This window comes from Streptomyces luteolifulvus, from assembly GCF_008806595.1.
GTDB classification, from domain to species: Bacteria; Actinomycetota; Actinomycetes; order Streptomycetales; family Streptomycetaceae; genus Streptomyces; species Streptomyces luteolifulvus.
Map to the genome: position 1 here is coordinate 40,015 of NZ_VZRB01000032.1, position 23,351 is coordinate 63,365.

Genomic DNA, 23,351 nt, shown 5'->3' on the forward strand with positions numbered 1-23,351 from the left:
CGGCCCGCCCTCGACCGAGGGCGGGCCCCGCCCCCATCAGGAGCAACCGGAATGACCGCGCAAGAGCCCGCAATTGTCACGGCCGAGCAGTTGGCCAAAGAAGTAACGGCCCTGGTGCGCCGTTACGAGCGCGGCCAGGAGCAACAACGACAGCTTGCTGACTCCCTTGAGCTTCGGATGAGCCGAGCCGTCAAGGCGCGGAAGGAGTGGAAGGAGGTCGAGAAGGACTTGCCCAGCCTGCTGGTCGAAGTTCGCGACGCGGGATGGGAACCGAAGCAAATCGCGACGCTCTTCGACCTCACCGAGTCGTACGTGTATCGCAAGCTGCGCGAACACGGCTCCGCGCAGTAGACCCCGCGCATAGACGCGGGCCCGCACACGGTGACGTCACCACCGGGCGGGCCCGACTAACCACGATGGGAGCAACCCCCACCATGACCACCGCCAACCCTACCCAGCAGCCAGCCAAGGCCCCGAACCTCCCGCCGCCCGTAGGCCGGTCTCTCTCGGTGCGCATCCTCGACGAAGGCATGCACGACGATCTGCGCGTGATCATGCAGACCGGTTGCGACGCCTCGACCGCCGTCCGACAGGCGTTACTCATCCTCGCCAACGTGTACGACGGAGCATGGAAGCGCGGGCACTACCCGCCCGGCGTCGCACCCGAAATCGTGACGGCGAACATCAAGCCGTACCGCCCCGTCCGACAGCCTGACCAGGGCGTATGACAACTGCGCGCCCCGCTGTACGACACAGCGGGGCGCGTCGCGCGTCCGGACGCGCAGGCCGTTACATGCGCGCACGACGCAGCGAGGCCCGAATCGCACAGTCCTGTGCCGCATCCGAATAGAACCGTCGTCACCGCCACCCCCTCGCCTCGAACGGCATATGCCGTATGCACCCTAACGACTTGTTCGCAGGCGGACAGAGCCCCCAATGGGCCGTCAAGTGCAGCTAGAGTTTTGCCTGTTGCGGGCGGGACTTCGCCCCAACCGTCCTCCCCTCATCCCGCAGTTCACCAATGAGAGAGAGGAACGTTGGGGAAGCAGAGGAAGAAGAATAGGAAGCCAGTCAGCAAGTTGAAGGGCCCGGATTGGGAACGCAATACCTTCCTGGTCGCAGTCGGACGTCTCGCGTACGAGGTCGTCAGCGACTGGTTCAGGAGGTAGGCGCACACCAACCCGAGCCCATCCCTCAATGACCGTTTGAGCGGTCACTGCGTAGCGCCGGCTAGGGCGCGCGCTGGGGGCGGGATCGACGCACGGTCTCGCCCCCGTCGGCAGCATGCTGCAACAAAGAGTTAAGCAACATACGTGACTTCCTGTACAGCCGAACCAGCGGCGGACCCGCGGTCGAGCCGCAGGAATCGAAGCCACTTGCGTCGTTATCGTTCTGTGACCTAATGTAGGGCCCGTCTTCGGCGTGCCCGCAAACGGACGCCCTACCTCGAACGCCCCGCCGCTCCCCCCGTTAGCGGCGGGGCGTTCGCATGCCCACGGGAGGTGACCCGTGGGACGCCCCATCGACGACCGCGACCGCGAGCAGGTACGCCGGCTACACGCCAAGGGCAAGAGCCGGAACGAGATCGCCCGAGCGATCAAGAGGTCGCCCTCGACCGTGTCGAAGATCGCCGGCCAGTTCGACCCGCCGCTCACGTTCGACCGCGCCGCCGAGGTCGCGACCGCCACCCGCGTACGCCGTGCCGACCTCGCCGCGCGCCGCGCCGAACTCGCCGTCACGCTGCACGACATCGCCGAGCGCGAGCTCGCCAAGATGACCGAGCCACACCTCTACTTCGAATGGGGCGGGAAGGATCACACCTACGCCCAGAAGTGGCAGGACGAGCCGACCCCCGCGGACCGCCGCACGATGATGGCCACGGCCGGCGCCGCCCTCGACCGGTCCCTCAAACTCACCCCGCCGCGCGACGAGGCCGGCGAGCGCTCCCGTTCCGTGATCGGGCGCCTCATGGAAGGACTCGCCCGCAACTACGCGGAGCGCCACGGCGACGCCCCCGGCGGCGACGATGAACACTGATCTTGGCCTGTCCGCAAAGCAGGTCGATTCGATCGTCGAGGCCGCCGCATTCCTGAACCTGTGGGAAGGGTCGGTGCGTAGCGGGAAGACGATCGCCAGCCTCATACGGTGGTTGGGCTACGTCGCCGACCCGCCGCCCGGCGGCGAGCTGGTCATGGTCGGGCGCACCCGCGACAGCCTCGCCCGGAACGTGTTCGGCCCGCTCATGAACCCGGACGTGTTCGGCGAGGTCGCGCAAGATATCCACTACACCAGCGGCGCGCCGACGGCGACCGTCCTCGGCCGCACCGTGCACGCCCTCGGCGCCAATGACGCCCAGGCCGAGCCGAAGGTAAGAGGCTTGACGTGCGCCGGCGCGTACGTCGACGAGGCGACGACCCTCCCCAAGTCGTTCTTTGACCAGCTCACCGCGCGTTGCAGCGTGCCCGGATCGGCGATCTTCGGCACGACCAACCCCGACAACCCGAACCACTGGCTACGCCGCGACTACCTGCTCAGGCCGGAAGAGGCCCGACTCAGGTCGTGGCACTTCCAGTTGGACGACAACCCGGGCCTTGACCCCGAGTACATAGCCCGGATCAAGTCGACGCACACGGGCCTGTTCTACAAGCGGAACGTACTCGGCCTATGGGTGCAGGCAGAGGGCGCGATCTACGACATGTTCGACGAGTCCGAGCACGTCGTCGACACCCTGCCCGCGATGCGCCGGTACTGGATCGGCCTCGACTACGGCACCGTGAACGCCACCTCGGCGATCCTGCTCGGCGAGGGCGTCGACGGCCGGCTGTACGCGTGCGCCGAGTGGCGCCACGACTCCCGCACCGCGCACCGGCAGATGACCGACGCCCAGTACAGCGCCGCACTGCGCAAGTGGGTTGCCGAGCAGGGCGTCGCCCCCGAGTGGACGTTCATCGACCCGAGCGCGGCGAGCTTCATTACGCAGCTGTGGGCCGACTCGTACCCGGGTGTGGCCCGCGCCTCGAACGAAGTGGTGGACGGTATCCGGTCCGTGGCGAGCCTGCTCGGCGCCGGCCTGCTCCGCATACACCGATCGTGCGAGGGACTGCTCGACGAACTGCCCGGTTACGTGTGGGACGAGTCCGCCGCCGACAAGGGCGAAGACAAGCCCGTCAAGCGGGCCGACCACTCATGTGACGCACTGCGCTACGTCGTCCACTCGACCGCCCACGAGTGGCGGCACCTGCTCACCCTCGCCGCGTAAGGAGGCCGCCCCGTGGCCGCAGCGTTCACCCTGCCCGTACACCTCACCGTCGGCGAGCACACCGTCGAGGTAGGCGAACTGACCCTCGCCCCCGGCGAGCAGCTGCGCCCCGCCCTCGCCGAGTTGTTCCGCCGCGCCGCCGACGCGTGCGAGGCCACCGCACAGGAAGGGGGCGCCGATGGCACTCCCTGACCAGGGCGCAGCGTGGCCGCCGCCGGCGTGGGCCCCGTACTACGCCGCGATGCGCGTCGACGACGCGTGGTACAGCGGCGACCGGAAACGCCTAGGCCGCGCCTACGCCCACCACGGGCGCCCCTCCGAGCGGCGCCGCCTGTGGGGCCGGCGATCGTTCGAGCACCGCGCCGACCGGCGCGACAACCGCCTACACGTCCCCCTCGCCGGCGACATCGCGTCGACGAGCGCCGACCTGTTGTTCGCCAACATGCCGACGATCACCGTCGAGGACAAGGCCACACAGGAACGCCTCGACCAGCTGCTCGACGAGGGCCGCGTGCAACAGACGTTGCTCGGCGCCGCCGAGCAGGCCGCCGCCCTGTCTGGCGTGTTCCTCCGTGTGACGTGGGACCGCGACCTAGCGCCGCGCCCCCTGCTCACCGTCATGCAGCCCGACGGAGCCGTACCCGAGTACCGGTTCAACATGCTGCGCGCCGTGTCGTTCTGGCGCGAGTTGGACGGCTCGACCGAGTCGACCGTATGGCGCCTCTTTGAGCGACACGAGTCCGGCCGCATAGTGCACGCCCTGTATATGGGGACGCGCGACAACGTCGGGCGCCGCGTGCCGCTCACCGAGCACCCCGATACGGCCGAGTTGGTCGACTCCCTCGACGCCGACGGCGACAGCATCGCGACCGGCATCCGGGAACTCACGGCCACGTATGTACCCAACATGCTGCCTAACCGGCTGCACCGGGGGAGCCCGATCGGACGCTCGGACTACGCGGCGCCGATCTACGACCTGTTCGACGCCCTCGACGAAACGTGGACGTCGTGGCTCCGCGACATCCGCCTCGCCCGCGCGCGGCTGATCGTCCCCGATGGCTACTTGCGCAACGAGGGCGCCGGCCGCGGAGCGTCGTTCGACGACGACCGCGAGGTCTGGCACAGCCTGAGAATGCCGCCCAACGAGGGCGCCGGCATCACGTTGAATCAGTTCGATATCAGGGTCGAGGAGCACGCCCGGACGGCCGAAAGCATCATGCGACAGGCCGCCCAAGCCGCCGGCTACTCGCCCCAGTCGTTCGGCCTCGACGGCGAGGGACAGCCCGTCACCGCGACCGAGGTCGACAGCCGCGACGCCCGATCGATGGTGACCCGCCGGAAGAAGGCCGGCTATTGGCGCCACGGGATCGCCGACATGTGTCACGTCATGTTGCAACTCGACGCAGCACTGTTTGGCAGCAAGGTCACGCCCGCCCGCCCCCGCGTGGAGTTCGGCGACGGCGTCGCCGAGTCCGCCGAGCAGACGGCGACGACTCTCGACCTGCTCAACCGCGCCGGCGCCCTCAGCACGGCAACGAAGGTGAAGATCCTTAACCCGACGTGGGACGACACCGCGGTACAAGCCGAGGTTCGGGCGATCCTCGCCGAGACCGGTGCCGCTGCGCCAGATCCAGTCGGCTCCTTCCCTCTTTAGCTTTCTCAGCCCCCACTTTCCTCCGCACCGCCAGATGATTCCTCAACAGGTGGCGACACTGGATCATTGACGCCTTCTTCCGCTGAGGCCGACGAGGCAGTTGACACTTCAACACCAAACGCCGTCCTAATTTTGGCTCCGATTCCGGCAGCAGTTGCATTGCCAACTTCACTAACTATTGGAGTGACGAACTTGACGAGGAAAAGACCGCCGATGTAGGCCCCAACCAAAATCGGAACACTACCCTCACCCATCGTTACCCCTATCCCTACGGCTGAGGCTTGCTCAGCAACCTCTCTCAAGGGGGACCAGATTGAGGGCGGAGAATTGAAGTGAGGCACCAGCGCCTCATTACTGCGCAACAGCGCAGATAGGTAGACCTGCAAAGCATCGCTGTCCGAGCCATCGACCCGCGAAGATAGAGCGGCGAACTCCTCGATCGCCAGGTATGCACTCCCGAATACACGTACACCTGGAATTTCAGACGGGTTCCTTGTCTGAGATGGTATCGATGTTCGGTGAGATTCAGGGTTATCCACCTTTGCCCGCTGGATCCTGGCCGCATCTGAGTCAGTCAATCGCGCATCAGAGCCACTTATTTCCAGGACACCCGAGTGGGTACCGCCTGGAATACGGACATCGACACGAAGCGTCACAGATCTACGAGCAACACGCTCAGACCAATCCAGGGGTAGATTCCGCGTCTGCTGGGGGGAGTTGGTGGGCCTAGTGGTTGCTAGGTAGGCCTCCTCTGCCTTGTTCAGCCTCCGAGACCCCCGCTGACCGCGGGTCCTGCTGTCCTGGTCCTTCGACTCTGACATGCGCCCCCCTCCGCCGAGGCCAGCGTAGAGGCTCGCGGCTCCCAGATCATCAGTGTGCTCGCGTTGAGGGGGACATCGTGCCGATTCACCCGGGCATGGTCGAGGACCTCGCCGACCGCACCCGCGACCTGTACGCCGAGGCCGAGGCGCGCCTGTTGGGCATCATCGCTCGACAGCTCGCCGCCGGCCTCGACGCGCCCGGTTGGGTCGAGCGGAAGCTCGCCGCGATCCAGCAGCTACGCCGCGCCTCACAGGCCGTCGTCGACGAGTTGGGGAAAGCGGTCGAGCTGGAAGTGTTCGACGCGGTCGCCTCGGCGTACAACGAGGGACACCGCGCCGCGGTCGCCGAGTTGGGCGCCCTGTCCGACGACGCGCGCCGGCTGGTCGACGACGTGACCCCCAACGCCGCCGCGGTCGACCGCCTCGCACAGGAAACCGTCGACGTGGTCACCTCGACGCACCGCTCGATTCTGCGGGCCGTCGTCGACCGGTTCCGGGCGATCGTCGCCGAGGTCACCGCCACGCCCCTACTCGGCACCGGTACCCGCCGGCAGGCCACGCAAGACGCCATGCGTCGGTTCGCCGACGAGGGCATACGCGCGTTCGTCGACCGCGCCGGCCGCCGATGGCAGCTCACCAGCTATGCCGAGATGGCCGTACGGACATCCGTCGCCCGCGCCGCGACCGAGGCGCACATGCGAACCCTGTCCGACGCCGGTATCGACCTGGTGATCGTCAGCGACGCCCCGCGCGAGTGCCCGCTCTGCCGCCCGTGGGAGGGCCGCGTACTGGCCATCGACGGCCTGACCGGCGAGCGCACGGTCGAGGTCGAGCACGCCATCGACGACGGCCGCATGATCCCCGTACGCGTCGCCGGCACCCTCGACGAGGCCCGCCTCGCCGGGCTGCAACACCCCAACTGCCGGCACGCCGTCAGCGCCTACACCCCAGGTCTGACCGTGCCCGAGCAGGCCACCAGCGACCCCGCCGGCTACGAGGCCGGCCAGCGACAGCGGGCGATCGAGCGGCACATCAGGAAGTACAAGCGCCGCGAGGCCGCCGCCGTCACCCCCGAGGCGCAGCGCGCCGCACGCCTGAAGTTGAGGCAGTGGCAAGGCGCCATGCGCGAACGCCTCGCCGCACACCCCGACTTGCGCCGGCTACGCCACCGCGAGCAGCCGGGCGCCTCGAACCTCCCCGAGCAGCGCACCGAGGCGACGCCCGAGCAGGTCGAGGCCGCGCGCGTGTGGTCCGGCGACGAGCAGTCGATACGCGAGATGAGCGACGACGAGCTCGCCGCCGCCGAGGGTTCCCGCCTGCTCGACGACCGCGCCCGCGCGAGGATCGAGGCCGAGGCCGACCGCCGCGACCTCGACGACCTGCTCGGCCGCGTACGTCCCGGCGGCACCCTCGCCGAGGACCTGACGCCGTTCAGCGACACCGAGCTCGCCCGCGCGTTCGGCCACCTCGACGACGGCGACGCACTGCGCGTCATGGCGGAGATGGACCGGCGCGACCTCGCCACCCGCCTACCGGGCGTGTCCCCGGATCTGGTCGGCCTGTCCGACCATGACCTCGCCGCGCGCGCCCGCGGAGCCGACCCGGACACGCTCGCCCTGATCGCCGCCGAGGCCGGCCGCCGCGACCTGCTCGCCCGCCTATTCCCCGGCGGGCAGCTGCTCGGCGATCTGTCCGACGTGGGCGACGACGAGCTCGCATGGTGCATGCAGTACGCCACCAGCGAGGAACTGTTCAGGATCGCCGCGGAGATGGACCGCCGCGACGCCGTCGACCTCCCCCAGCCGGCCGACGCCGGCGACGCCGTCGAGGACCTGCTCGCCGACCGCGACGCCCTCGCCGAGGCCATGGCGCCGGCGCCGGACCCGGAGGATTGGGGGCGCCTCACCGACGACGAGTCGTTCGCCGCCGAGGCCGCCGCCCTCGCCGCCGCCCACACGGACGAGGACGGCGACGAGCACGACGAGCGGCACACGATCACTCGCCGCGAGGCCCGCGCCCTGTACGACGAGTACGTGTATCGGCAGTACCTACAGGCCGAAGACGACTGCAACGGCTATCTACTCAACAAGAAAGCCAAGACCGCCGGCATCAACCCGGCAACCCTGTTCAGCGGGCCCGCGCGCATCGCATACGCGCGCGCGAGCGACGAACTGAAAGAGTGGTGGGCCGAACACGGTCGACTCACTCAGGCCGAGTTCGTCGAGCAGGTGACCGGCAAGTCCCAGCGATGGGCCGACGGCGCCCGCAAGAACGAATCCGACCAGCAGGGCAAGCGGTAGGGGGCGCAGCGTGGGCACACGCGAGGACATCGTCAAGGCAGTCACGGCCGGCCGCAAGGCCGGCGAGCGAGGCGACCCACCGACCGTGTGCCCGTACCCGCGGTCGTCGGCGCTGCGTACCGCGTGGATTCGCGGCTACGCCGAGGCGAACCCCGTGTCGTCCCAACCCGAGACGACCAGCTAACCTAGGGGGATTCCTTCAGGAACCCAACACGAAGTTTTAGCAGTTGAGTGCTTCGCGGAAATGCGACCTGCACCAGAGCCCAGCGACCTTCATTTGTTTGAACGCAGAGAATTTCGTCGGTCTTGAGCGTGCGGGCGGGGATTGCAGGGATGAGCTCTGCTCGCGTTGAACAATACGGGATGTCGAGATCATCAATGACCCCGAGCTTCACCCCCTCACCCTCCCCATTCTGTTGTGGATTTGACACGAGTCCCCCAATGTGAATCAAATCGGTATTCTTATTTTTATACGTAGTAACCTCCCTTCCATCGATATCTAGTGCCGCCTGTTGCAGCAAGGATACGTTATAGACCCCCGTCATAAACTGATCGTTCGCCCTAATATCGGCGGTCGGACTCGGGGAGGGCCCCGACGATTCACCGTCGGATTTCGTTGGGCTGGGGAAGGATGGTGATGTTAATCGCTCCCCAGGGTCGGAGTTCTGTGAAGGGTCGTTGGAAAATAGGGCGGGCACGATGACGCCAATCACTGCTGCCAGTACCGCCGCAGTTGCGCCAATTAAGGCGCCAGAGTGACGGCTAAACCAATTGCCCTGAGCCCCGTCGTCTGGAGGGGGGCTCTGTGGTGCCCCTCCGGGCGGACTACTCATAATTCCCCCGTGTCTCCCGCGAACAGGCTAAGGGTAGCCCTCCAGTTGGGATGACCAGAAGGGTTTGCATGAACGAATCGGTTGTCAGGCTGAGGAAACGAACCTCCATCTGAGATGTGTCGTCACTTCAACACCACAAACCTCATCCGATGCCCTTGGGCTCTGTTCCACCAGCCCTTACGCAGTCGACTTCGCCAGGTCCGCCTAGCCACCACTCACCAGCACCGTCCCGAGGGGGCCCGCCAGGCGCGGGCCCTCTTTCGCATGCCTCGACACGCGGAGCGCCAGGCGCGCGCCGCCCTGACTACGGCTCCAGGAGGGCCCTATGTCCACCCCGACCGCACCCGCCACCCCCGCCGCCTCGACCACGCCCGCCGCGCCGGCCACCCCGACAGCGCCGGCGACGACCCCGCCGGCCCCGGCGAGCACCCCGCCCGCGCCGGCCACGCCGCCGGTCCCCGCCACGCCGCCTGCCGCGCCCCAGGGGGGTGAGCCGCAGGATGTCGCGAGCCTGCCCGCGTGGGCCCAGAAGCTCATCACGGACACCCGCGCCGAGGCCGCGAGCTACCGCACCCGCGCGCAGACCGCCGAGCAGGGGACTCCGCCCACCGCCCCCGCGCCGGCCGCCCCGACCGCTCCGCCGGCCGACGCCCCCGAGGGTGACGTAAGCCGACTCCCGCAGTGGGCCCAGCGCGCCATCACGGATGGACAGACAGCCGGCCGCCGCGCCGCCGTACAGGCCGCGATCATCCAGGCCGCACCCGGCGCCGGCGCCGACGTGGCCCGCCTGCTCGATTCCCAGTCGTTCGCCGCGACCGTCGCGACCGTCGACCCCACCGACACCGCCGCGATCACTCAGGCGATCACCAACGCCGTGACCGCCCAGCCGTGGCTTTCCGCCCATGCGACCGGGCCGGCCCGCGGGGGCGCCGACTTCGGCGGCACCGGAGCGGGCGAGGTCACCCCCGCCCAGTTCGCCGCCATGTCCTATGCCGAGCGCGTCGCACTGCACCAGTCCGACCCCGACACATACCGGCGCCTCGCCGGTTCCTGACACCTCCCGGCACCGCGCCGGGCCCCAACGCCCGGCGACCGCGCCGGAGAAAGTAGGCAGCAGCAATGCCGCAGACCAACGCCGCCGCGATGATCGTCCCCGAGGTATGGGGCGACATGGCACAGGCCCAGTTCACCGGAAAGGTGCGCGTCGCCGGTTCCTCGGCCGTCCTCGACGACAACACCCTCGAAGGTGCGCCCGGCGACACGATCCACTTCCCGAAGTGGGGCGCCCTCGGCGAGCTCGACGAGCTCAACGAGGCAACGCCCATGACGCCGGCCGCGATGTCCACAGACGACGCTACGGCGACGATCAAGGAAGTCGGTAAGGCCGTCGAGATCACGGACAAGGCGCGCCTTGTCTCCCTCGGCGACCCCGAGGCCGAGGCCCGCCGGCAGTTCGGCGTACTCGCTGCCCGCAAGGTCGACGCCGACCTGATCGCCCAGGCGCAGAAGGACGAGACCGCGCAGGGCGGGGGCAACCCGTTCCGCTTCACCACCGCGGCGGGGAAGCTCAAGTTCACGTGGCTTGACGCCATGGTGCCCGCCATCGGGCAGTTCGGCGATGAGTGGGAGCCGGACGACTTCGCCGGCCTCTACATCAACAGCGTGCAGCTTGGCGAGGCCATGGCCGACCCGCAGTTCGTCGACGCGTCCAAGCTGGGTTCCGGCGAGTCCGCCGCCGTGACCGGCAGCATCGGCCGAATCGGCGGCGTGTCCGTGTTCGTGACGAACCGTGTCGCGGCCGGAAAGTTCCTGCTGCTCAAGACGGGTTCGCTCGGCCTGCTCTACAAGCGGCGCCCGCTGGTCGAGTCCGACCGCGACATCCTCGCCCGCTCCACCGTCGTGACCACGACCCTTCACTACGCCGTGAAGCGGCTCGACGACCGCGGCGTAGCTGTCGGCACCCTCGCCACCACCTGATCAGGAAGGAGGGCGCCGCCGTGTTGCTGCGCCGATATCACCCCCGAGACCCCGACGAGTCCGACACCGAGTCGGACGAGCAGGAGGTCGCCACCGACGCCCCGCAGGCCCCCAAGCCGGCGGGGCGTTCGCGTTCCAGCAAGACCGCGAAGGAGGGGTGATCCGGTGGCCGGCCACGTCTACGCCACCCCCGAGCAGCTGACAGCGTGGACCGGCCAGCCCGCCCCGCCGGACGCCGAACGGCTGCTCGCCCGAGCGTCCGAGGACATCGACGACGCCCTACTCACCGCCGTATACGCGACGAACAGCGCAGGCATGCCGACCGATCCGGCCGTCGTGACCGCCCTCGCCGACGCCGTATGCGCACAGGTTGAGTACCAGCTCGCCACGAGCGACGACGGCACCGGCGCCGCCGGCCGATGGGACAGCGTCTCTATCGGCCCCGTGTCCCTGTCTGGACGCAAGGACGCCCCCGCCGCCGCCGGCGACGTCGACCTCGCCCCCCGCGCGCACCGCGCCCTCAACCGGGCCGGCCTGCTCCCGGGGGTGATCTGGTGAACGTCCCCCGGTGGCTACTGCGGCACCGGATCAAGGTCGAGCCGTACCTCGGCGACAGCGCATACGGACCGACCTACGGCGCCCCCGTCGAGGACGTGCCCGCGCTAGTCGCCGAGGAGATCAAGACCGTGCGCGACCGCGAGGGACGCGAGGTCACATCCACCGCGCAGATCATCGCCGAGCCCGGCCTCAACTGCCCGCCCGAGTCGCGGATCACCCTCCCCGACGGCCGGACCACCAAGGCGATCAGCGTCGCCCAGCACACCGCGCCGGGCCTCCCCGTGCCGCAGTCAACGGAGGTGAGGGCCGAGTGACCCAACGGACCCGTCTCCGATGGAGCGGCGCCGCCGCCATGCGCGGCACCCGCGCCGGCGCCGTCCGCGGCCTACGCATCGCCGCCGAGCACGTCCTCGCCGAGTCCCGCAAGGTCGTTCCGATCGAAGAGGCCACCCTCGAACGGTCGGGCGTCGCCACGGTCGACGAGTCGTCGCTCACGGCCGCCGTGTCCTACGACACCCCGTACGCGATCAGGCAACACGAGGAACTGAACTACCGGCACGACGCCGGCCGTTCGGCGAAGTACCTCGAACGCCCCCTCACCGAGCAGGCCGGCACCGTCGCCGAGATCATCGCGGCGCAGCTGCGGAGGTCGCTCCGTGGCTGACCTCGACCCGCTCGACGGCGTCGCCCGCCTGCTCGCCGCGCGCGGCCTGGTCACCTACGACCCCGAGGGCGTGACCGGCGATCTGTTCGTCGAGGTCATGCCGCCGGCGCCCGATGCCGCGGTCGCCTTGTGGCTGTACGACGGCGAGGCGCCCGACACCCGCAACGCCTACGACACCCCGCGCCTACAGGTGCGCGTACGCGGCGGGCCCGACCCCCGCGTTTCCCGCCGCCGTTGCTGGGCGATCTACAGCGCGTTGCACGGCCTCGCCGGCGTCGCCCTCACCGACGGGACATGGCTTGTGCTCGCCGCCGCGCGCGGCACCCCGGCCCCGATGGGCCCCGATTCCTCCAGCCGACACGAACACGTCGTGAACTTCGACCTCGATGTCTCGGCCCCGACCGACCACCGCACCGCATAGAGCGAGTGAGACAACCTCGCTCTTCCGACCCGGCCGATCATGATCAGCACCCCACCACACCCAGCAGCGTAATCAAGCCAAGAAAGCGAAGCTTTCAGCCAATCTTCGACGAATGCATGCCCTCGCGTGCGCGCGCGTGACTAGATTACAATGCTTACTCTGTTTGAGTTTTCGAGAAATATCAATTACTCGACTTCTCCAGAATATCGAACATTCAATTTTCGAATTAATTCTTAATTCGCGCGCGCGCGAGGCTTCGGGCCTTTGCCGCGCAGCGTCCGGGGCAGGACCGCGTTACCTTTGCCCCATGCCAGAAACCATGTCGGCCATTGCGCCGCTCACGTTCATGAGCGCGATCATCAGCGCCGTAATCCTCGCGGCGATCGCGCACCCCAATCCCTCGGTGCGTTCCCGCGCCTATCGAGTGCTTGAGATCATCTTCACTCGTCATGGCAGCAATTAACCACGCATCAATCCGAATCCGACAGAAAGAGCCGGGCCGACTCCTGTCGCTCCGGCTTTTTCTATGCCTAGGGAGATACATCTAAATGGGGCGACCCATCGACGCCCGCGGCTGGGAGTTCGAGGTCGAGACCGACACCGCGAACACCTTCGCGCGCATCGGCAACCTCACCAGCTGGAACGAGAATCCCGGAGAAAACGAGGAGACCGCCGACACGACCAATTTCGACAGCGACGGCTATTACGAACAGGACGTCATGCAGCGCGGAGCGACAATCGAACTGTCGGGCCAGTACAGCGCGACATCCGGCACCCGCGACCCCGGACAGGACTACGTCGACAAGGTGTGGGCGTACCGGTTCGGCGAGGCATCGCGCGGAACGATGCGCTACCGCCACACCTCGCAGACCGAATGGACCGTGTGGGAATGCACGGTCACGCCCGGCGAGCGCGGCGGCGAGACGAACGCCAAGACCTCTTGGGGCTGCACCTTCACCCGGTGCGGCGCCCCGACTACCGCCCCGGTGGTGACCACATGACCGAGCCCGCCCTCGACCAGGACGGCGCCCCCGAGGTCGCCGACTTCGACGCGTTTTTCGCCGAGCAGGCCGAGCCCGAAAAGCAGGGCGTACCGCTCAAGCTGTACGGCCGCACGTACGTCCTCCCCGCCGCGCTGCCCGCCCTGTTCACGCTCCAGCTGCACCGCGTGCAGCATTCCGCCCGCCCCGAGGACATCCGGCGCCTGCTCGGCTCCCTGTTCGGGCCGGACGCCGTAGACCACTGGACCGAGGCGGGCATGGACGACCGCCGCCTCGGCATCGTCCTTTTGTGGTCGACCGCCAACGTCGCCGAGCCGGGCGCCGTATCCATGGAACGCGCCGCCCAGCTGTACGACGAGCGCGAGGCCGCGAAGGGAAAAGCGGCGCCGCGGACGGCCCCGGGCAAGCCCCGCCCCAAGGGCAAGGGCAAGGGGAAGCCGCGGAGTTCTGGCAAGCGGTCCTGACCCACTGGGGCGCGGTCGAGTCTGACCTCGCCCAGACCTACGGCCTGTCGGCCCAAGACATCGCGCGTCTGACCACGCGCGCGTTCCTGGTCCGACTGTCCGGTCTGCCCTCCGAATCCCGGTTCGCCAACGCGTGGCGCAGCACGCCGCGCGTCGTGTCGAACCCCGACGAGATCGCCCGTCTCACGGGGCGGTGATCAGCACGGCAACTGAATAGCGCGCGGCGCGCGCCGGTGGGGGGTGCTCCTTGTCCCTCACCATTGGTGAACTCACCGGCTATATCGACCTCGACGACTCCGGGGCACAGGCCGGAGTCAACCGCACCGAGGCCGCCCTCGCAGGTCTCCAGCGGGACGCTGACGGCCGGTTGCGCGACCTGCGCGGCCGGTTCGTCGCGGCCGGCGCGGAGATGGGCGGCGCCCTCGGCGACGGCATCGGCGGGGGCGCCGAGGAAGCCGGGCGCGGCTTCGCCGGTATCGGCCCCCTGCTCGGCGCCGCGGCGACCAGTACGAAGCTGCTCGCCGGCGGCGCGGTCGTCGCCGCGGGCGCGCTCGCCGCCGTGCCGCTGGCCGTGATCGGCCTCGGCGCGAAGGTTCTCGCCGAGAACGAGCAGGTCAAGGGCGCATTTACCGACCTTGGCGAGCACGTCAAGGGGCGAATGCAAGAACTCGCCGCCCCGCTGGTCGAGCCGTTCGTCAACGCGGCTGACCAGCTGGGCGGCATCTTCGACGACCTCGCCCCGCAGATCGGCGCCCTGTTCGAGGGCGTCGCCCCGCTGGTCGAGCCCCTGGTCGAGGGGATCGGCGCCCTCGCCAAGGGCGCCATGCCCGGCCTGGTCGCCGCGGTCGAGGCCGCGGGCCCGGTCATCGACGCACTGTCGACCGGCCTCGGCGCGGTCGGCGACGGCATCGGCGGGTTCTTCGAGGGCGTCGCCACAGGCGCCGGCGGCGCGGCCGAAGGACTCGGCGGCCTGCTCGGCGCGGTCGGCGAAATCCTGCCCGCCCTCGGCGGCCTGATCGGCGCCCTCGCCGAGGCCGGCGGGCCGGTCCTGTCCGCCCTAGCCGGCGCCCTCGGCCCGCTGGTGTCGTCCCTCGCGGACGCACTCGGCCCCGCCCTCGCCTCCCTCGGCCCACCGCTCGCGCGGCTGGTCAAGGCGTTGGGCGACGGCCTACAGCCGATCGTCGACGCACTCGGCCCGGTCCTCGCCGCCGCCGCGGACGCGTTCGGCGTACTGATCGACGCACTGTCGCCGATCCTGCCGGTAGTCGGCGAGCTGGTCGCCTCGCTACTGCCCGCCGTCACCCCCCTGTTGACAGCGATCGGCGACGTCATCGCCCAAGCGGCGCCCGTCGTCGAGCTGCTGGTCGACGCCCTCGCCGGCGGACTGCGGCCGATCATCGCTCAACTGCCCGGCCTGGTCGCTCCGTTCGCGGCTGTTCTCGGCGACCTCGCGGAAACGGTCCTGCCGATCCTGGCGCGGCTGATCGTCGCCCTATCGCCCGCGCTGGCAACCGTGGGCCAGGCGTTCGGGCAAATCCTCGTCGCCCTCGCCCCGCTGCTGCCCGCCATCGGCGAGCTACTGATCGGCGCCCTCACGGCCCTTATGCCGATCATCGAGCCATTGATCGGCCTGGTGGGACAGCTCGCGTCCATCCTCGCGAACGGTCTCGCCGCCGTGATCGAGCAGGTGGTCGTACCGATCATCACGGCGATTGTCGCCCTGCTACAGGGCGACTTCGGCAAGGCATGGGAGCTCGCCAAAACGGCCGTATCGAACGCCGCCCGGCTGATCGGCGAGGCCGCGACCAAACTCGCCGAGTGGGTCGGTAAGGGCATCTCCGCCGCGGTCGACTGGATCACGGGACTACCCGGACGCGCGTACAACGCCCTCGCCGCGTTCGCCGGCCAACTGCGCGACCGAGCAGTCTCCGCGCTGCGCAGCTTCAAAGACTCGATCGTCACCAAGGCCGGCGAGGCTATCGCGTGGGTGCGAGGACTGCCCGGCCGTATCTCCTCGGCAATCGGGAACCTCGGCTCGCTGCTGGTCGACAAGGGCAAGGACATTGTTCGCGGCCTGCTCAACGGCGTGAAGAGCATGGGCAGTTGGCTGAAATCCCAGTTGGTCAGCTTCGCGAAGAACATGATTCCCGGCCCGATCGCCGACGCCCTCGGCATCGGCTCGCCGTCCAAGGTCATGGCGCGCGAGGTGGGCCGCTGGATTCCCGCGGGCCTGGTCAAGGGCATTGAGGGCGGCGCCGGCGCCCTCGATCGCACCATGCGCAGCCTGGTGAACCCGCCGGCCGTGCCCACGTTCTCGCCCGCCCTCGCGGGCGCGGGCGGGTACGGCTCCCCGTTCGCCGCCGCCTCGACCGGCGGCGCCATGGTGCACGTCGAGCACTGGCACGCCGCCGAGAACGGCACCCCCGACGACAACGCCCGCGCGCTCGCGTGGCTGTCCAAGGCAAGGGGGTGACCATGGCGCCCGGCGACCTGATCACTCGGCCCGGACAGGTGCAGTATGGCGAGCTGTTGCTCGGCGCCGGCACCCCGTATCGGTGGCGCGGTATCACGGGGTGGGAGGACCTTCCCGCCCTTGATTCCGGCACGGTGCCGCGGTCGGACGCGCACGGCGCATTCCCTGGCGGCCTGCTCGCGCAGGCCCGGACGATCGGCCTCGACGGTCTGATCATCCGGGCCCCGCGGGCGTCGGTCGGCGCGGTCGTTGGCGCCCTCAACGCCGGCACGGTGCCGGTCGAGGGCGAGCGCCCGTTCGTGGCGTGGCTCGACGAGCGCGGGCCCCTGCTCGCGTATGCGCGCGCCACCCGCCGCGCGGTACCGGCCTCCCTCGGCTATCGCCTCGGCACCATCACCGGTGGCGCCCTTGAGTTCGTCGCCACCGACCCGCGCCGCTACGAACTGACCGAACGCGCAGCCTCGGCAGCCCTGCCCATGTCCGAACCTGGCCTGTCGTGGCCGCTCATATGGCCGCTCAACTTTGGCACGCCCGGCAGAACCGGCGCGCTGACCACCGTCAACGCCGGCGACGTCGCCACACATCCCGTGTTCGAGTTCCGGGGCCCGGTCACACGCCCCGCGTTGACCAACCTCAACACCGGCGACGTGATCGAGTACGACATCCCGCTCGCCGCCGGCGACGTGCTCACCGTCGACACCCTCGCCGGGACAGTCACCCTCAACGGCACCGCCTCGCGGATCTACACCGCGACCTCGCGCTCAGTGCCCGAGCAGACGTTCACGCTCACCCCCGGCACAACGAACCTCATCTTTCGCGCCGCACCCGGCAGCAACGACCCGACAGCGTCGGCGACCGTGCGCTACCGCTCGGCCTACTGGTAAGGAGAACCCCCACCGTGACCGTGCGTTCGGCATGGCTGCTGACCAACGGGCAGACCCGCGAGGACACCCGCCTTACCCCCGTCGGCACCTACGCGCCCGAGTCCGAGATGCGCACCCGCGACGGCGTGATCGCCGGCGGGAACCCGTTCGCCGCGACCGGCGCCGGCGCAATGTCCCTACAGATCGGCGTCGGCCGCGCCCAGGTGCAGGGCACCGACGCCCAGGGTGCCTACCCGGTGACGGTCGACGCCCCCGTAACCCTCACGTTCGCCGACGGCGAGGCACAGTTCGCCCGTATCGACTCCGTCGCCCTGCGCGTGTACGACCAGCTGTTCGACCAGGAAGGCCAGAACCTCGCCGCCGTCGTGATCGTCCGCGGCACAGGATCGGCCACCCCCACCGCGCCGACCCTGCCCTCGGCCTGTCTGCGCCTGTGGGATGTCACCGTTCCCGCGGGCGCCTCGGCCGGCGTGGGCGGTATCAACTGGAACAGCGCTCTTGCCGACCGGCGCCGCTTCACCTCCGCCTACGGCGGAATCATCCCGCGCGGGTACGGCCTCGCCTTCAACGGCGCATACGACGGCCAGTACCGCGACACCGGCACCGGATTGGAGCGCTGGAACGCCACCGACAACGCGTGGAAGCAGTACCCCGCCACGCCCACGCGCCCCATCACGACGGAGCAGGCCGCCGACCCGCCGCTCAACCAGACCGGCGCATTCGTCGACTTCACCGCCGCCGCGTGGCCACGCCTGACCTTCACTGTCCCGCCGTCTGGGGCGGTATTCCTCACGATCGGCGGACAGGTCTCCAACCGCACGACTGCCGCGTCTACCGCGTGGATGACGTGGCGGGCGACCGGCGCCTACACCGAAGCCCACGGCGGACGCAACGGGATCAGCGCGCAAGGTGGCCGCGTCATCGCCTCGCGCCGCGTCTACCGCTCCGGCCTCACGCCAGGTGGTCAGGTCACGCTCATACCCGGTTGGAACATCAGCAGCGGCAGCAGCGGCGGCACCGATGTGTTCGTACTCAACGGTCAAATCACCGTCGAGTTCGTGCCTTAACCGCACAGGGCTACGGTCCGTCTCCACCGTCAATAGCGCGGTACAGGGCAACCAGGGCAGCGCACACGCCCACGGTGCCGCCGAACGCGACTCCCGCACCACACAGGACATCGGGCCAACTTGCCCCCGCCGACCGCGCTGCCCATGCGGCAACCACCGCAACTAGGGCAGAAAAGATCACTACCAGGCCAATCGCCAGTAACCGCAATGCCCGCGCGTTGTTCATCCTCGGCGCTCCACCGTTCTCGATTTCCGCTCCTTGATGCGCGCACGAACGTAAGCAAGCAACCTGGCGAAAAACAACGACGATAAGGGCTTTTGAGGTGGGTCACATATCAGTGAGCAAGTTGCACAAATCGACCCATTACCGCTTGCTGTTCTGCGATCTGCGATCAGACCAGTTGCTCGACGCTCTGCCCGTACTGGGCGTGTCCCTCGACGACTACATAGGCAAGACAGGCCGGTTGACCGGCACCGTGCCGATCCCCAACCGCGCCATTGCGGAGCGGGCCCGCCGGGCGATCGTGCCTGGCCGAACGGCCGTGTGGGTCGAGCGGGAGCGCGACATTTGGTGGGGCGGGATCCTGTGGACGCTCGCCGTCGCCTCGGACTCCCGGGGGTTCCTCGGTGCGCAGATTCAGGCCGGCGGGTGGGAGTCCTACCTGTACCGGCGCCTGTTGCTTGACACCCAAGTCGCCGAGCAGGTCGACCAGTTCGACATAGCGCGCGGCCTGGTCGACTACGTGCAGAACACCGCCGGCGGGAACATCGGCATCACGTACGACGGCGCCGTATCCGGCGTTGCCCGTGACCGTACGTTCCTGCGCTACGACCTGCACAGCATCGGCGACCTGCTCGACGACCTCGCCGCCGTCGAGGACGGGTTCGAGTGGCGCATCGCGTCGTTCCGCGACAGCGACGGCCGTCGCGTCAAGCGCTTGCAGCTGGGACACCCCGTCATCCGCGCCGGCGCGTCCGACATCGTCCTCGACCACCCCGGACCGGTCCTGTCCTACACGTGGCCCACCGACGGCACGATCAAGGCGAACGTGTGGCAGTCCCGCGGCGCGTCCATCAACACCAACCAGGCCGCCGACTCCTACCCGCTCACCTCGCCCGTACTGGTCGACGACGCCGATATCGCCGCCGGCTGGCCGCGCCTCGACGGCTCCAGCGATCACACCACCGTTGAGCGACAGGCCACCCTCGACGCCCACGCCCGCGCCGACTGGAGCGCCGCCCGCACCCCCGTGCAGATACCCGAGGTCGAGGTCTTGCTCGGCGGCACCATCACGCCCGCCCTGCTCGGCGCCACGGTCCGGCTCCGCATCCGCGACCTGTGGCACCCGACCACGCTCGATGCCCGGTACCGCGTCGTCGGCCTGTCCATCACCCCGCCCGAGCGAGGCCGCCCCGAGACGGCCCGCCTGTACCTGGAGGTTCCCTGACCGTGCCGTACGTCCCGCAAGACGTGTTGGACCGGATCGCCGCCCTCGAACGCGAGGTACGACAGCTGCGAGGCCGCGCGCAGATGCGCCCCGCCCTCAACCAGGTGTTGAACGGCGACGTGGTGATCGGCGAGGGCGGACAGCTGATCGCCAAGACCCCCGGCGGCATACGGACGTTCGTCGTCGGCCAGACACCCGAAGGCGACTGGGGCGTCGGCCTCGGCCGCGAGCAGGGCACCGCCGCCCTGACCGTGGGCGACGACGTACTCACCAACGCGCAAATGATCCGCACGTGGTCGCGTAGCGGCGAGGTCATCGTCATGGACGACGCATGGGCCGACGGATTCCTCGGCCGTCCCTCCATGCCCATTCCCATGCAGCCCACATCCGGGCGCGAGACCAGCAACACCGACACCACCACGGCATGGACCGGCGCAACACGGCTGATGAACCCCGTTCTGTACGCCGCGTTCGAGACGTTCACCCCGACCGGCACCACCGCCGACGTGTCGTTCGACGACGGCCTCGGCGAGATCGATTCATGGGTCGCCAACACCTCGAACGGCTGGACGTACCACGAGATCACCAAGCCCGTCCGGCAGAACTTCATGGACCACTGCAACTACCGGTTGAAGCACTCCGTACGGACCGGCACCGGCTCGATCCGTACCAACTGCCTCGGTGTCTACACCCGGAACAGCTTCAACGCCTCGGAGGCCCCCCAGTGACCACGCCCGCCCCCGCCCCCGATCCGGAAAACGGCGGCACCCTGCCCGCCCCCGGCAACGACCCCCACACCCCCGCACCGCTTACGGAGGAAAGCACCGATGCCGCTCCCCGAGGGGATACCGACCGTCCGAGTGACAGGCCGGTTCCTGACACCTGACGGACAACCCCTTACGGGACAGGTCGTGTGGAGGACGCCGGCCCTGATCACCTTCGGTGCGTACGACGTGATCCTCGGCGGACCGGTTACCGCGCCGCTCGACGCCACGGGCGCATTCGCCGTCGAACTACCGGCCACCGACGCCCCCGGCATGAACCCTGCCGGCTGGTCGTACACCGTCGCCGAACAGCTCGCCGGCGTCGCGATGAACCGCGTCTATCAGGTCCTCTTGCCCGCCGAGGCACCCGAGGTCGACCTCGCCGACATCTCGCCGACCAACCCGACGACCCCGAACTACATCGCCGTACGCGGCGACAGCGCGTACGAGGTCGCCGTCGAGAACGGGTTCGCCGGGACCGTCGCCCAGTGGCTCGCATCCCTGGTCGGCCCCCAGGGAGTCAAGGGCGACATCGGAGCGACCGGCCCCCAGGGAGCGACCGGCCCGCAGGGACCACAGGGCACCCAGGGACCGGCAGGCGCACCGGGCGTCGTCCAGTCGGTCAACGGCAAGTCCGCCGCCGCGGTCACCCTCGCCGCCGCCGACGTCGGCGCCATCCCCTCGACCGCAGCCGGCACCGCGAACGGCGTCGCCCAGCTGGGCGCCGACGGGAAGGTACCTGCCGCGCAGCTACCGACCGGCAGCGGCGGGGGCGTGCAGTCCGTCAACGGCGTCACGCCGGACGGATCTGGAAACGTGGTGCTCACCGCCGCCAACTTGGGAGCCGTCGCCACCGCCGACAAGGGCGCCGCGAACGGTGTCGCCACGCTCGGCGCCGACGGCATCCTCACCGGCGCGCAGCGCCCCACCTACACCGCGGCAGACGTGGGCGCCGAGGCCGCCGGTACGGCCGTCACCCTCAGCACCACGCAGACGATCAGCGGAACGAAGACGTTCAGCGCCGTACCGTCGAGCAGCGCGGCACCGACCACCGCGAACCACCTCGCGCGCAAGTCGTACGTTGACGCCGCAGCGTTCGCCGGCGAGTGGTCGCCCGCCGACCACGGCCTCGCCTGCTGGGCGTTCGACCCCGCTCTCGCCGTGTCGACCGGCCTGTACCCAGGGTCGGGCCCGATCCGGGTAACGGCCGTCATCCTCCGCGCCGCCGCCACAATCAACCGCATCGTGTGGTTCGCGACCGGCTACGCCGGAGGACTGCAAACCGGATCGTGGGCCGCCCTCTACAACAGCAGCGGGACCAGGGTCGCGGCGACCGGCGACATGTCGACGGCCACGTACGAGCCCGCCGAGGAGCACGACGCCGGGGGCGGAACGATATCGAGCCCCCTCACGGCCGCCTACTCGGCAGCAGCCAGCATCTATTACGTGGCGTGGCGCATGGTCTACAACACCACGACCGGCGACGGCCCAATGATGCTCGCCGCCGAGTCCGGAGCCGGCGCCCCGCCGAACCAGTTCGGTTACACCCTGGTCCGCCGGTTCGGCGTGTACGCCACGGGCGCCGCCTCGGCCCCCGCCTCGATCACCCTGTCGAGCATGGAGAACGGCGCAAACCGCTTTTGGGCCGCCCTCGCGTAGACCACGCCGCCCCCTTCCCTCCCGTACGCCCCGGCACCGCGCCGAGGGCGTTTTTTCATGTCTGGAGACAATCCGTATGTCATCCCCCCTGTCCGCAACCACGTTCCGCGACGCCATCAAGGGCGAGGGCGTGCGCGTCGTCGAGGTCGGTTCGTGGCGCACCCACAACCGCAACCACAAGGGCCCATGGGGGCCCATGCGCGGCGTGATGATCCACCACACCGTCACGTCGGGCACCGAGCACAGCGTCGCCATATGCCGCGACGGGTACAGCACCCTCCCCGGCCCGCTGTGCCATGGCGTGATTGACAAGGCCGGCACTGTCCATCTGATCGGCTACGGCCGCGCCAACCACGCCGGAAGCGGCGACGACGACGTACTCGACGCCGTCACCGCCGAGCGGTCCCCGCTCCCCAGCGACAACGAGGCCAACACCGACGGAAACCGCTACTTCTACGGGTTCGAGTGCGTCAACCTCGGCGACAACGTCGACCCGTGGCCCGCGGTACAGGTCGAGGCCATCGCGCGCGCCGCCGCCGGCATCTGCCGAAAGCACGGATGGGGCGCCGAATCCGTGATCGGCCACCACGAGTGGCAGCCCGGCAAGGTCGACCCCCGCGGGCCGATCGGCAAGAAGGGCGGGCCCGCCCTCACCATGGACAAGATCAGGGCGCGTGTCGACCACCTGCTCGACGACGACACCGCGCCGGCCCCCACCAAGCCGGCGCCGAGCAAGCCCTCGGCGAAGGTCGTCGACCTGTCCCAGCTGATCGCCGCCGCCAGGACGGACCCCGCCAAGGCCGGTATCCCCGTGTCGTACGCCGGCGCCCGGATCGTCGAGGACGCCCTCGCCGCCGAGGGACTGCTCGACCGGAAGTACGTCGACGGCCATTTCGGCTCGACGACCGTCGCGGCATACCGCCGTTGGCAGCAGCGATGCGGCTACAGCGGCGCCGCCGCCGACGGCATCCCCGGCCGCGACTCCCTCGCCGCCCTCGGCCGGAAGTACGGGTTCACCGTCACCGCGTGACCCCGCCGCCCCATCCTCGCCCGCCCGTCAGCCACCGCGCCGCCGGGCGGGCCCTCACCGAACAGGAGCACACC

27 protein-coding genes are annotated in these 23,351 nt (G+C 69.4%); 25 read left to right on the forward strand and 2 right to left on the reverse strand.

Features of this window, described 5'->3' with window-relative positions:
• Nucleotides 1-51: 51 nt before the first annotated feature.
• The 6 genes from F7R91_RS32720 to F7R91_RS32745 all read left to right on the forward strand — a co-directional run bounded on the left by F7R91_RS32720 (nt 52) and on the right by F7R91_RS32745 (nt 4,913).
• Nucleotides 52-351, forward strand: coding sequence for a hypothetical protein (locus F7R91_RS32720; RefSeq protein WP_150955287.1), 300 nt, complete (start codon nt 52-54; stop codon nt 349-351).
• 83 nt (nt 352-434) lie between these two features.
• The gene (locus F7R91_RS32725; protein ID WP_150955290.1) at nt 435-728 is read left to right on the forward strand and encodes a hypothetical protein; all 294 of its coding nucleotides are present in this window, start codon (nt 435-437) and stop codon (nt 726-728) included.
• A gap of 781 nt (nt 729-1,509) precedes the next feature.
• Entirely contained in the window at nt 1,510-2,037 is a 528-nt protein-coding gene (locus tag F7R91_RS32730) for a helix-turn-helix domain-containing protein (protein WP_150955292.1), read from the forward strand.
• Entirely contained in the window at nt 2,027-3,259 is a 1,233-nt protein-coding gene (locus tag F7R91_RS32735) for a PBSX family phage terminase large subunit (protein WP_150955294.1), read from the forward strand. Before F7R91_RS32730 ends, F7R91_RS32735 begins: the two co-directional genes overlap by 11 nt.
• A 12-nt stretch (nt 3,260-3,271) precedes the next feature.
• Nucleotides 3,272-3,451, forward strand: a complete 180-nt coding sequence (locus F7R91_RS32740; protein WP_150955297.1) for a hypothetical protein — start codon at nt 3,272-3,274, stop codon at nt 3,449-3,451.
• A complete protein-coding gene (locus F7R91_RS32745) occupies nt 3,438-4,913 on the forward strand; it encodes a phage portal protein (protein ID WP_150955300.1) in 1,476 nt (491 codons plus the stop codon). Before F7R91_RS32740 ends, F7R91_RS32745 begins: the two co-directional genes overlap by 14 nt.
• A 5-nt stretch (nt 4,914-4,918) precedes the next feature.
• Here the strand turns inward: F7R91_RS32745 and F7R91_RS32750 are convergent, their stop codons facing one another.
• The gene (locus tag F7R91_RS32750; protein ID WP_150955303.1) at nt 4,919-5,491 is read right to left on the reverse strand and encodes a hypothetical protein; all 573 of its coding nucleotides are present in this window, start codon (nt 5,489-5,491) and stop codon (nt 4,919-4,921) included.
• Between the two features lie 320 nt (nt 5,492-5,811).
• On the opposite strand from F7R91_RS32750, the gene F7R91_RS32755 reads away from it, so the two are divergent.
• Entirely contained in the window at nt 5,812-8,034 is a 2,223-nt protein-coding gene (locus F7R91_RS32755) for a phage minor capsid protein (protein ID WP_331000670.1), read from the forward strand.
• Between the two features lie 10 nt (nt 8,035-8,044).
• A complete protein-coding gene (locus tag F7R91_RS42250) occupies nt 8,045-8,218 on the forward strand; it encodes an Rmf/CrpP fold protein (RefSeq protein ID WP_191971724.1) in 174 nt (57 codons plus the stop codon).
• Nucleotide 8,219: 1 nt separating this feature from the next.
• Here F7R91_RS42250 and F7R91_RS32760 read toward each other — a convergent pair whose 3' ends face one another.
• Nucleotides 8,220-8,579: a hypothetical protein gene (locus F7R91_RS32760; protein WP_150955306.1), complete on the reverse strand. Its 360-nt coding sequence runs from the start codon at nt 8,577-8,579 to the stop codon at nt 8,220-8,222.
• Between the two features lie 613 nt (nt 8,580-9,192).
• On the opposite strand from F7R91_RS32760, the gene F7R91_RS32765 reads away from it, so the two are divergent.
• From F7R91_RS32765 to F7R91_RS32835, 17 genes are all read left to right on the forward strand, one after another.
• Nucleotides 9,193-9,921: a hypothetical protein gene (locus F7R91_RS32765; protein WP_150955309.1), complete on the forward strand. Its 729-nt coding sequence runs from the start codon at nt 9,193-9,195 to the stop codon at nt 9,919-9,921.
• Nucleotides 9,922-9,986: 65 nt separating this feature from the next.
• On the forward strand, nt 9,987-10,844 hold the full coding sequence (locus tag F7R91_RS32770) for a phage major capsid protein (RefSeq protein WP_150955312.1): 858 nt from the start codon (nt 9,987-9,989) through the stop codon (nt 10,842-10,844).
• A 20-nt stretch (nt 10,845-10,864) separates the two neighbouring features.
• Complete coding sequence (locus tag F7R91_RS42255) at nt 10,865-11,005, forward strand: hypothetical protein (RefSeq protein ID WP_191971725.1); 141 nt, start codon at nt 10,865-10,867, stop codon at nt 11,003-11,005.
• Between the two features lie 4 nt (nt 11,006-11,009).
• Nucleotides 11,010-11,402 carry a hypothetical protein gene (locus F7R91_RS32775; protein WP_150955315.1) on the forward strand — a complete coding sequence of 131 codons (393 nt, stop codon included), beginning with the start codon at nt 11,010-11,012 and terminating at the stop codon, nt 11,400-11,402.
• Nucleotides 11,399-11,716, forward strand: a complete 318-nt coding sequence (locus tag F7R91_RS32780) for a hypothetical protein (protein WP_150955318.1) — start codon at nt 11,399-11,401, stop codon at nt 11,714-11,716. Before F7R91_RS32775 ends, F7R91_RS32780 begins: the two co-directional genes overlap by 4 nt.
• A complete protein-coding gene (locus F7R91_RS32785; RefSeq protein ID WP_191971726.1) occupies nt 11,713-12,066 on the forward strand; it encodes a minor capsid protein in 354 nt (117 codons plus the stop codon). Before F7R91_RS32780 ends, F7R91_RS32785 begins: the two co-directional genes overlap by 4 nt.
• Nucleotides 12,059-12,487: a minor capsid protein gene (locus F7R91_RS32790; RefSeq protein ID WP_150955321.1), complete on the forward strand. Its 429-nt coding sequence runs from the start codon at nt 12,059-12,061 to the stop codon at nt 12,485-12,487. The genes F7R91_RS32785 and F7R91_RS32790 overlap by 8 nt, the downstream gene beginning before the upstream one ends.
• A gap of 307 nt (nt 12,488-12,794) precedes the next feature.
• Nucleotides 12,795-12,950 (forward strand): hypothetical protein, encoded by a 156-nt coding sequence (locus tag F7R91_RS42260; RefSeq protein ID WP_161069343.1) that lies wholly within the window; start codon nt 12,795-12,797, stop codon nt 12,948-12,950.
• Nucleotides 12,951-13,035: 85 nt separating this feature from the next.
• Nucleotides 13,036-13,488 carry a phage tail tube protein gene (locus tag F7R91_RS32795; RefSeq protein WP_150955324.1) on the forward strand — a complete coding sequence of 151 codons (453 nt, stop codon included), beginning with the start codon at nt 13,036-13,038 and terminating at the stop codon, nt 13,486-13,488.
• Nucleotides 13,485-13,952: a hypothetical protein gene (locus F7R91_RS32800; protein WP_150955327.1), complete on the forward strand. Its 468-nt coding sequence runs from the start codon at nt 13,485-13,487 to the stop codon at nt 13,950-13,952. Before F7R91_RS32795 ends, F7R91_RS32800 begins: the two co-directional genes overlap by 4 nt.
• A 247-nt stretch (nt 13,953-14,199) precedes the next feature.
• Nucleotides 14,200-16,425, forward strand: a complete 2,226-nt coding sequence (locus F7R91_RS42265) for a phage tail protein (protein WP_191971727.1) — start codon at nt 14,200-14,202, stop codon at nt 16,423-16,425.
• A 2-nt stretch (nt 16,426-16,427) separates the two neighbouring features.
• Nucleotides 16,428-17,309, forward strand: a complete 882-nt coding sequence (locus F7R91_RS32810; protein WP_225320905.1) for a phage distal tail protein — start codon at nt 16,428-16,430, stop codon at nt 17,307-17,309.
• A gap of 14 nt (nt 17,310-17,323) precedes the next feature.
• On the forward strand, nt 17,324-18,376 hold the full coding sequence (locus F7R91_RS32815; protein ID WP_150955333.1) for a hypothetical protein: 1,053 nt from the start codon (nt 17,324-17,326) through the stop codon (nt 18,374-18,376).
• 338 nt (nt 18,377-18,714) lie between these two features.
• Nucleotides 18,715-19,824 (forward strand): hypothetical protein, encoded by a 1,110-nt coding sequence (locus tag F7R91_RS32820; protein ID WP_150955336.1) that lies wholly within the window; start codon nt 18,715-18,717, stop codon nt 19,822-19,824.
• Nucleotides 19,825-19,826: 2 nt separating this feature from the next.
• Nucleotides 19,827-20,552: a hypothetical protein gene (locus tag F7R91_RS32825; protein ID WP_150955338.1), complete on the forward strand. Its 726-nt coding sequence runs from the start codon at nt 19,827-19,829 to the stop codon at nt 20,550-20,552.
• A 183-nt stretch (nt 20,553-20,735) separates the two neighbouring features.
• Nucleotides 20,736-22,247: a collagen-like protein gene (locus F7R91_RS32830; protein ID WP_225320906.1), complete on the forward strand. Its 1,512-nt coding sequence runs from the start codon at nt 20,736-20,738 to the stop codon at nt 22,245-22,247.
• A gap of 76 nt (nt 22,248-22,323) precedes the next feature.
• Nucleotides 22,324-23,277, forward strand: a complete 954-nt coding sequence (locus F7R91_RS32835; protein ID WP_150955344.1) for an N-acetylmuramoyl-L-alanine amidase — start codon at nt 22,324-22,326, stop codon at nt 23,275-23,277.
• Nucleotides 23,278-23,351 lie beyond the last annotated feature (74 nt).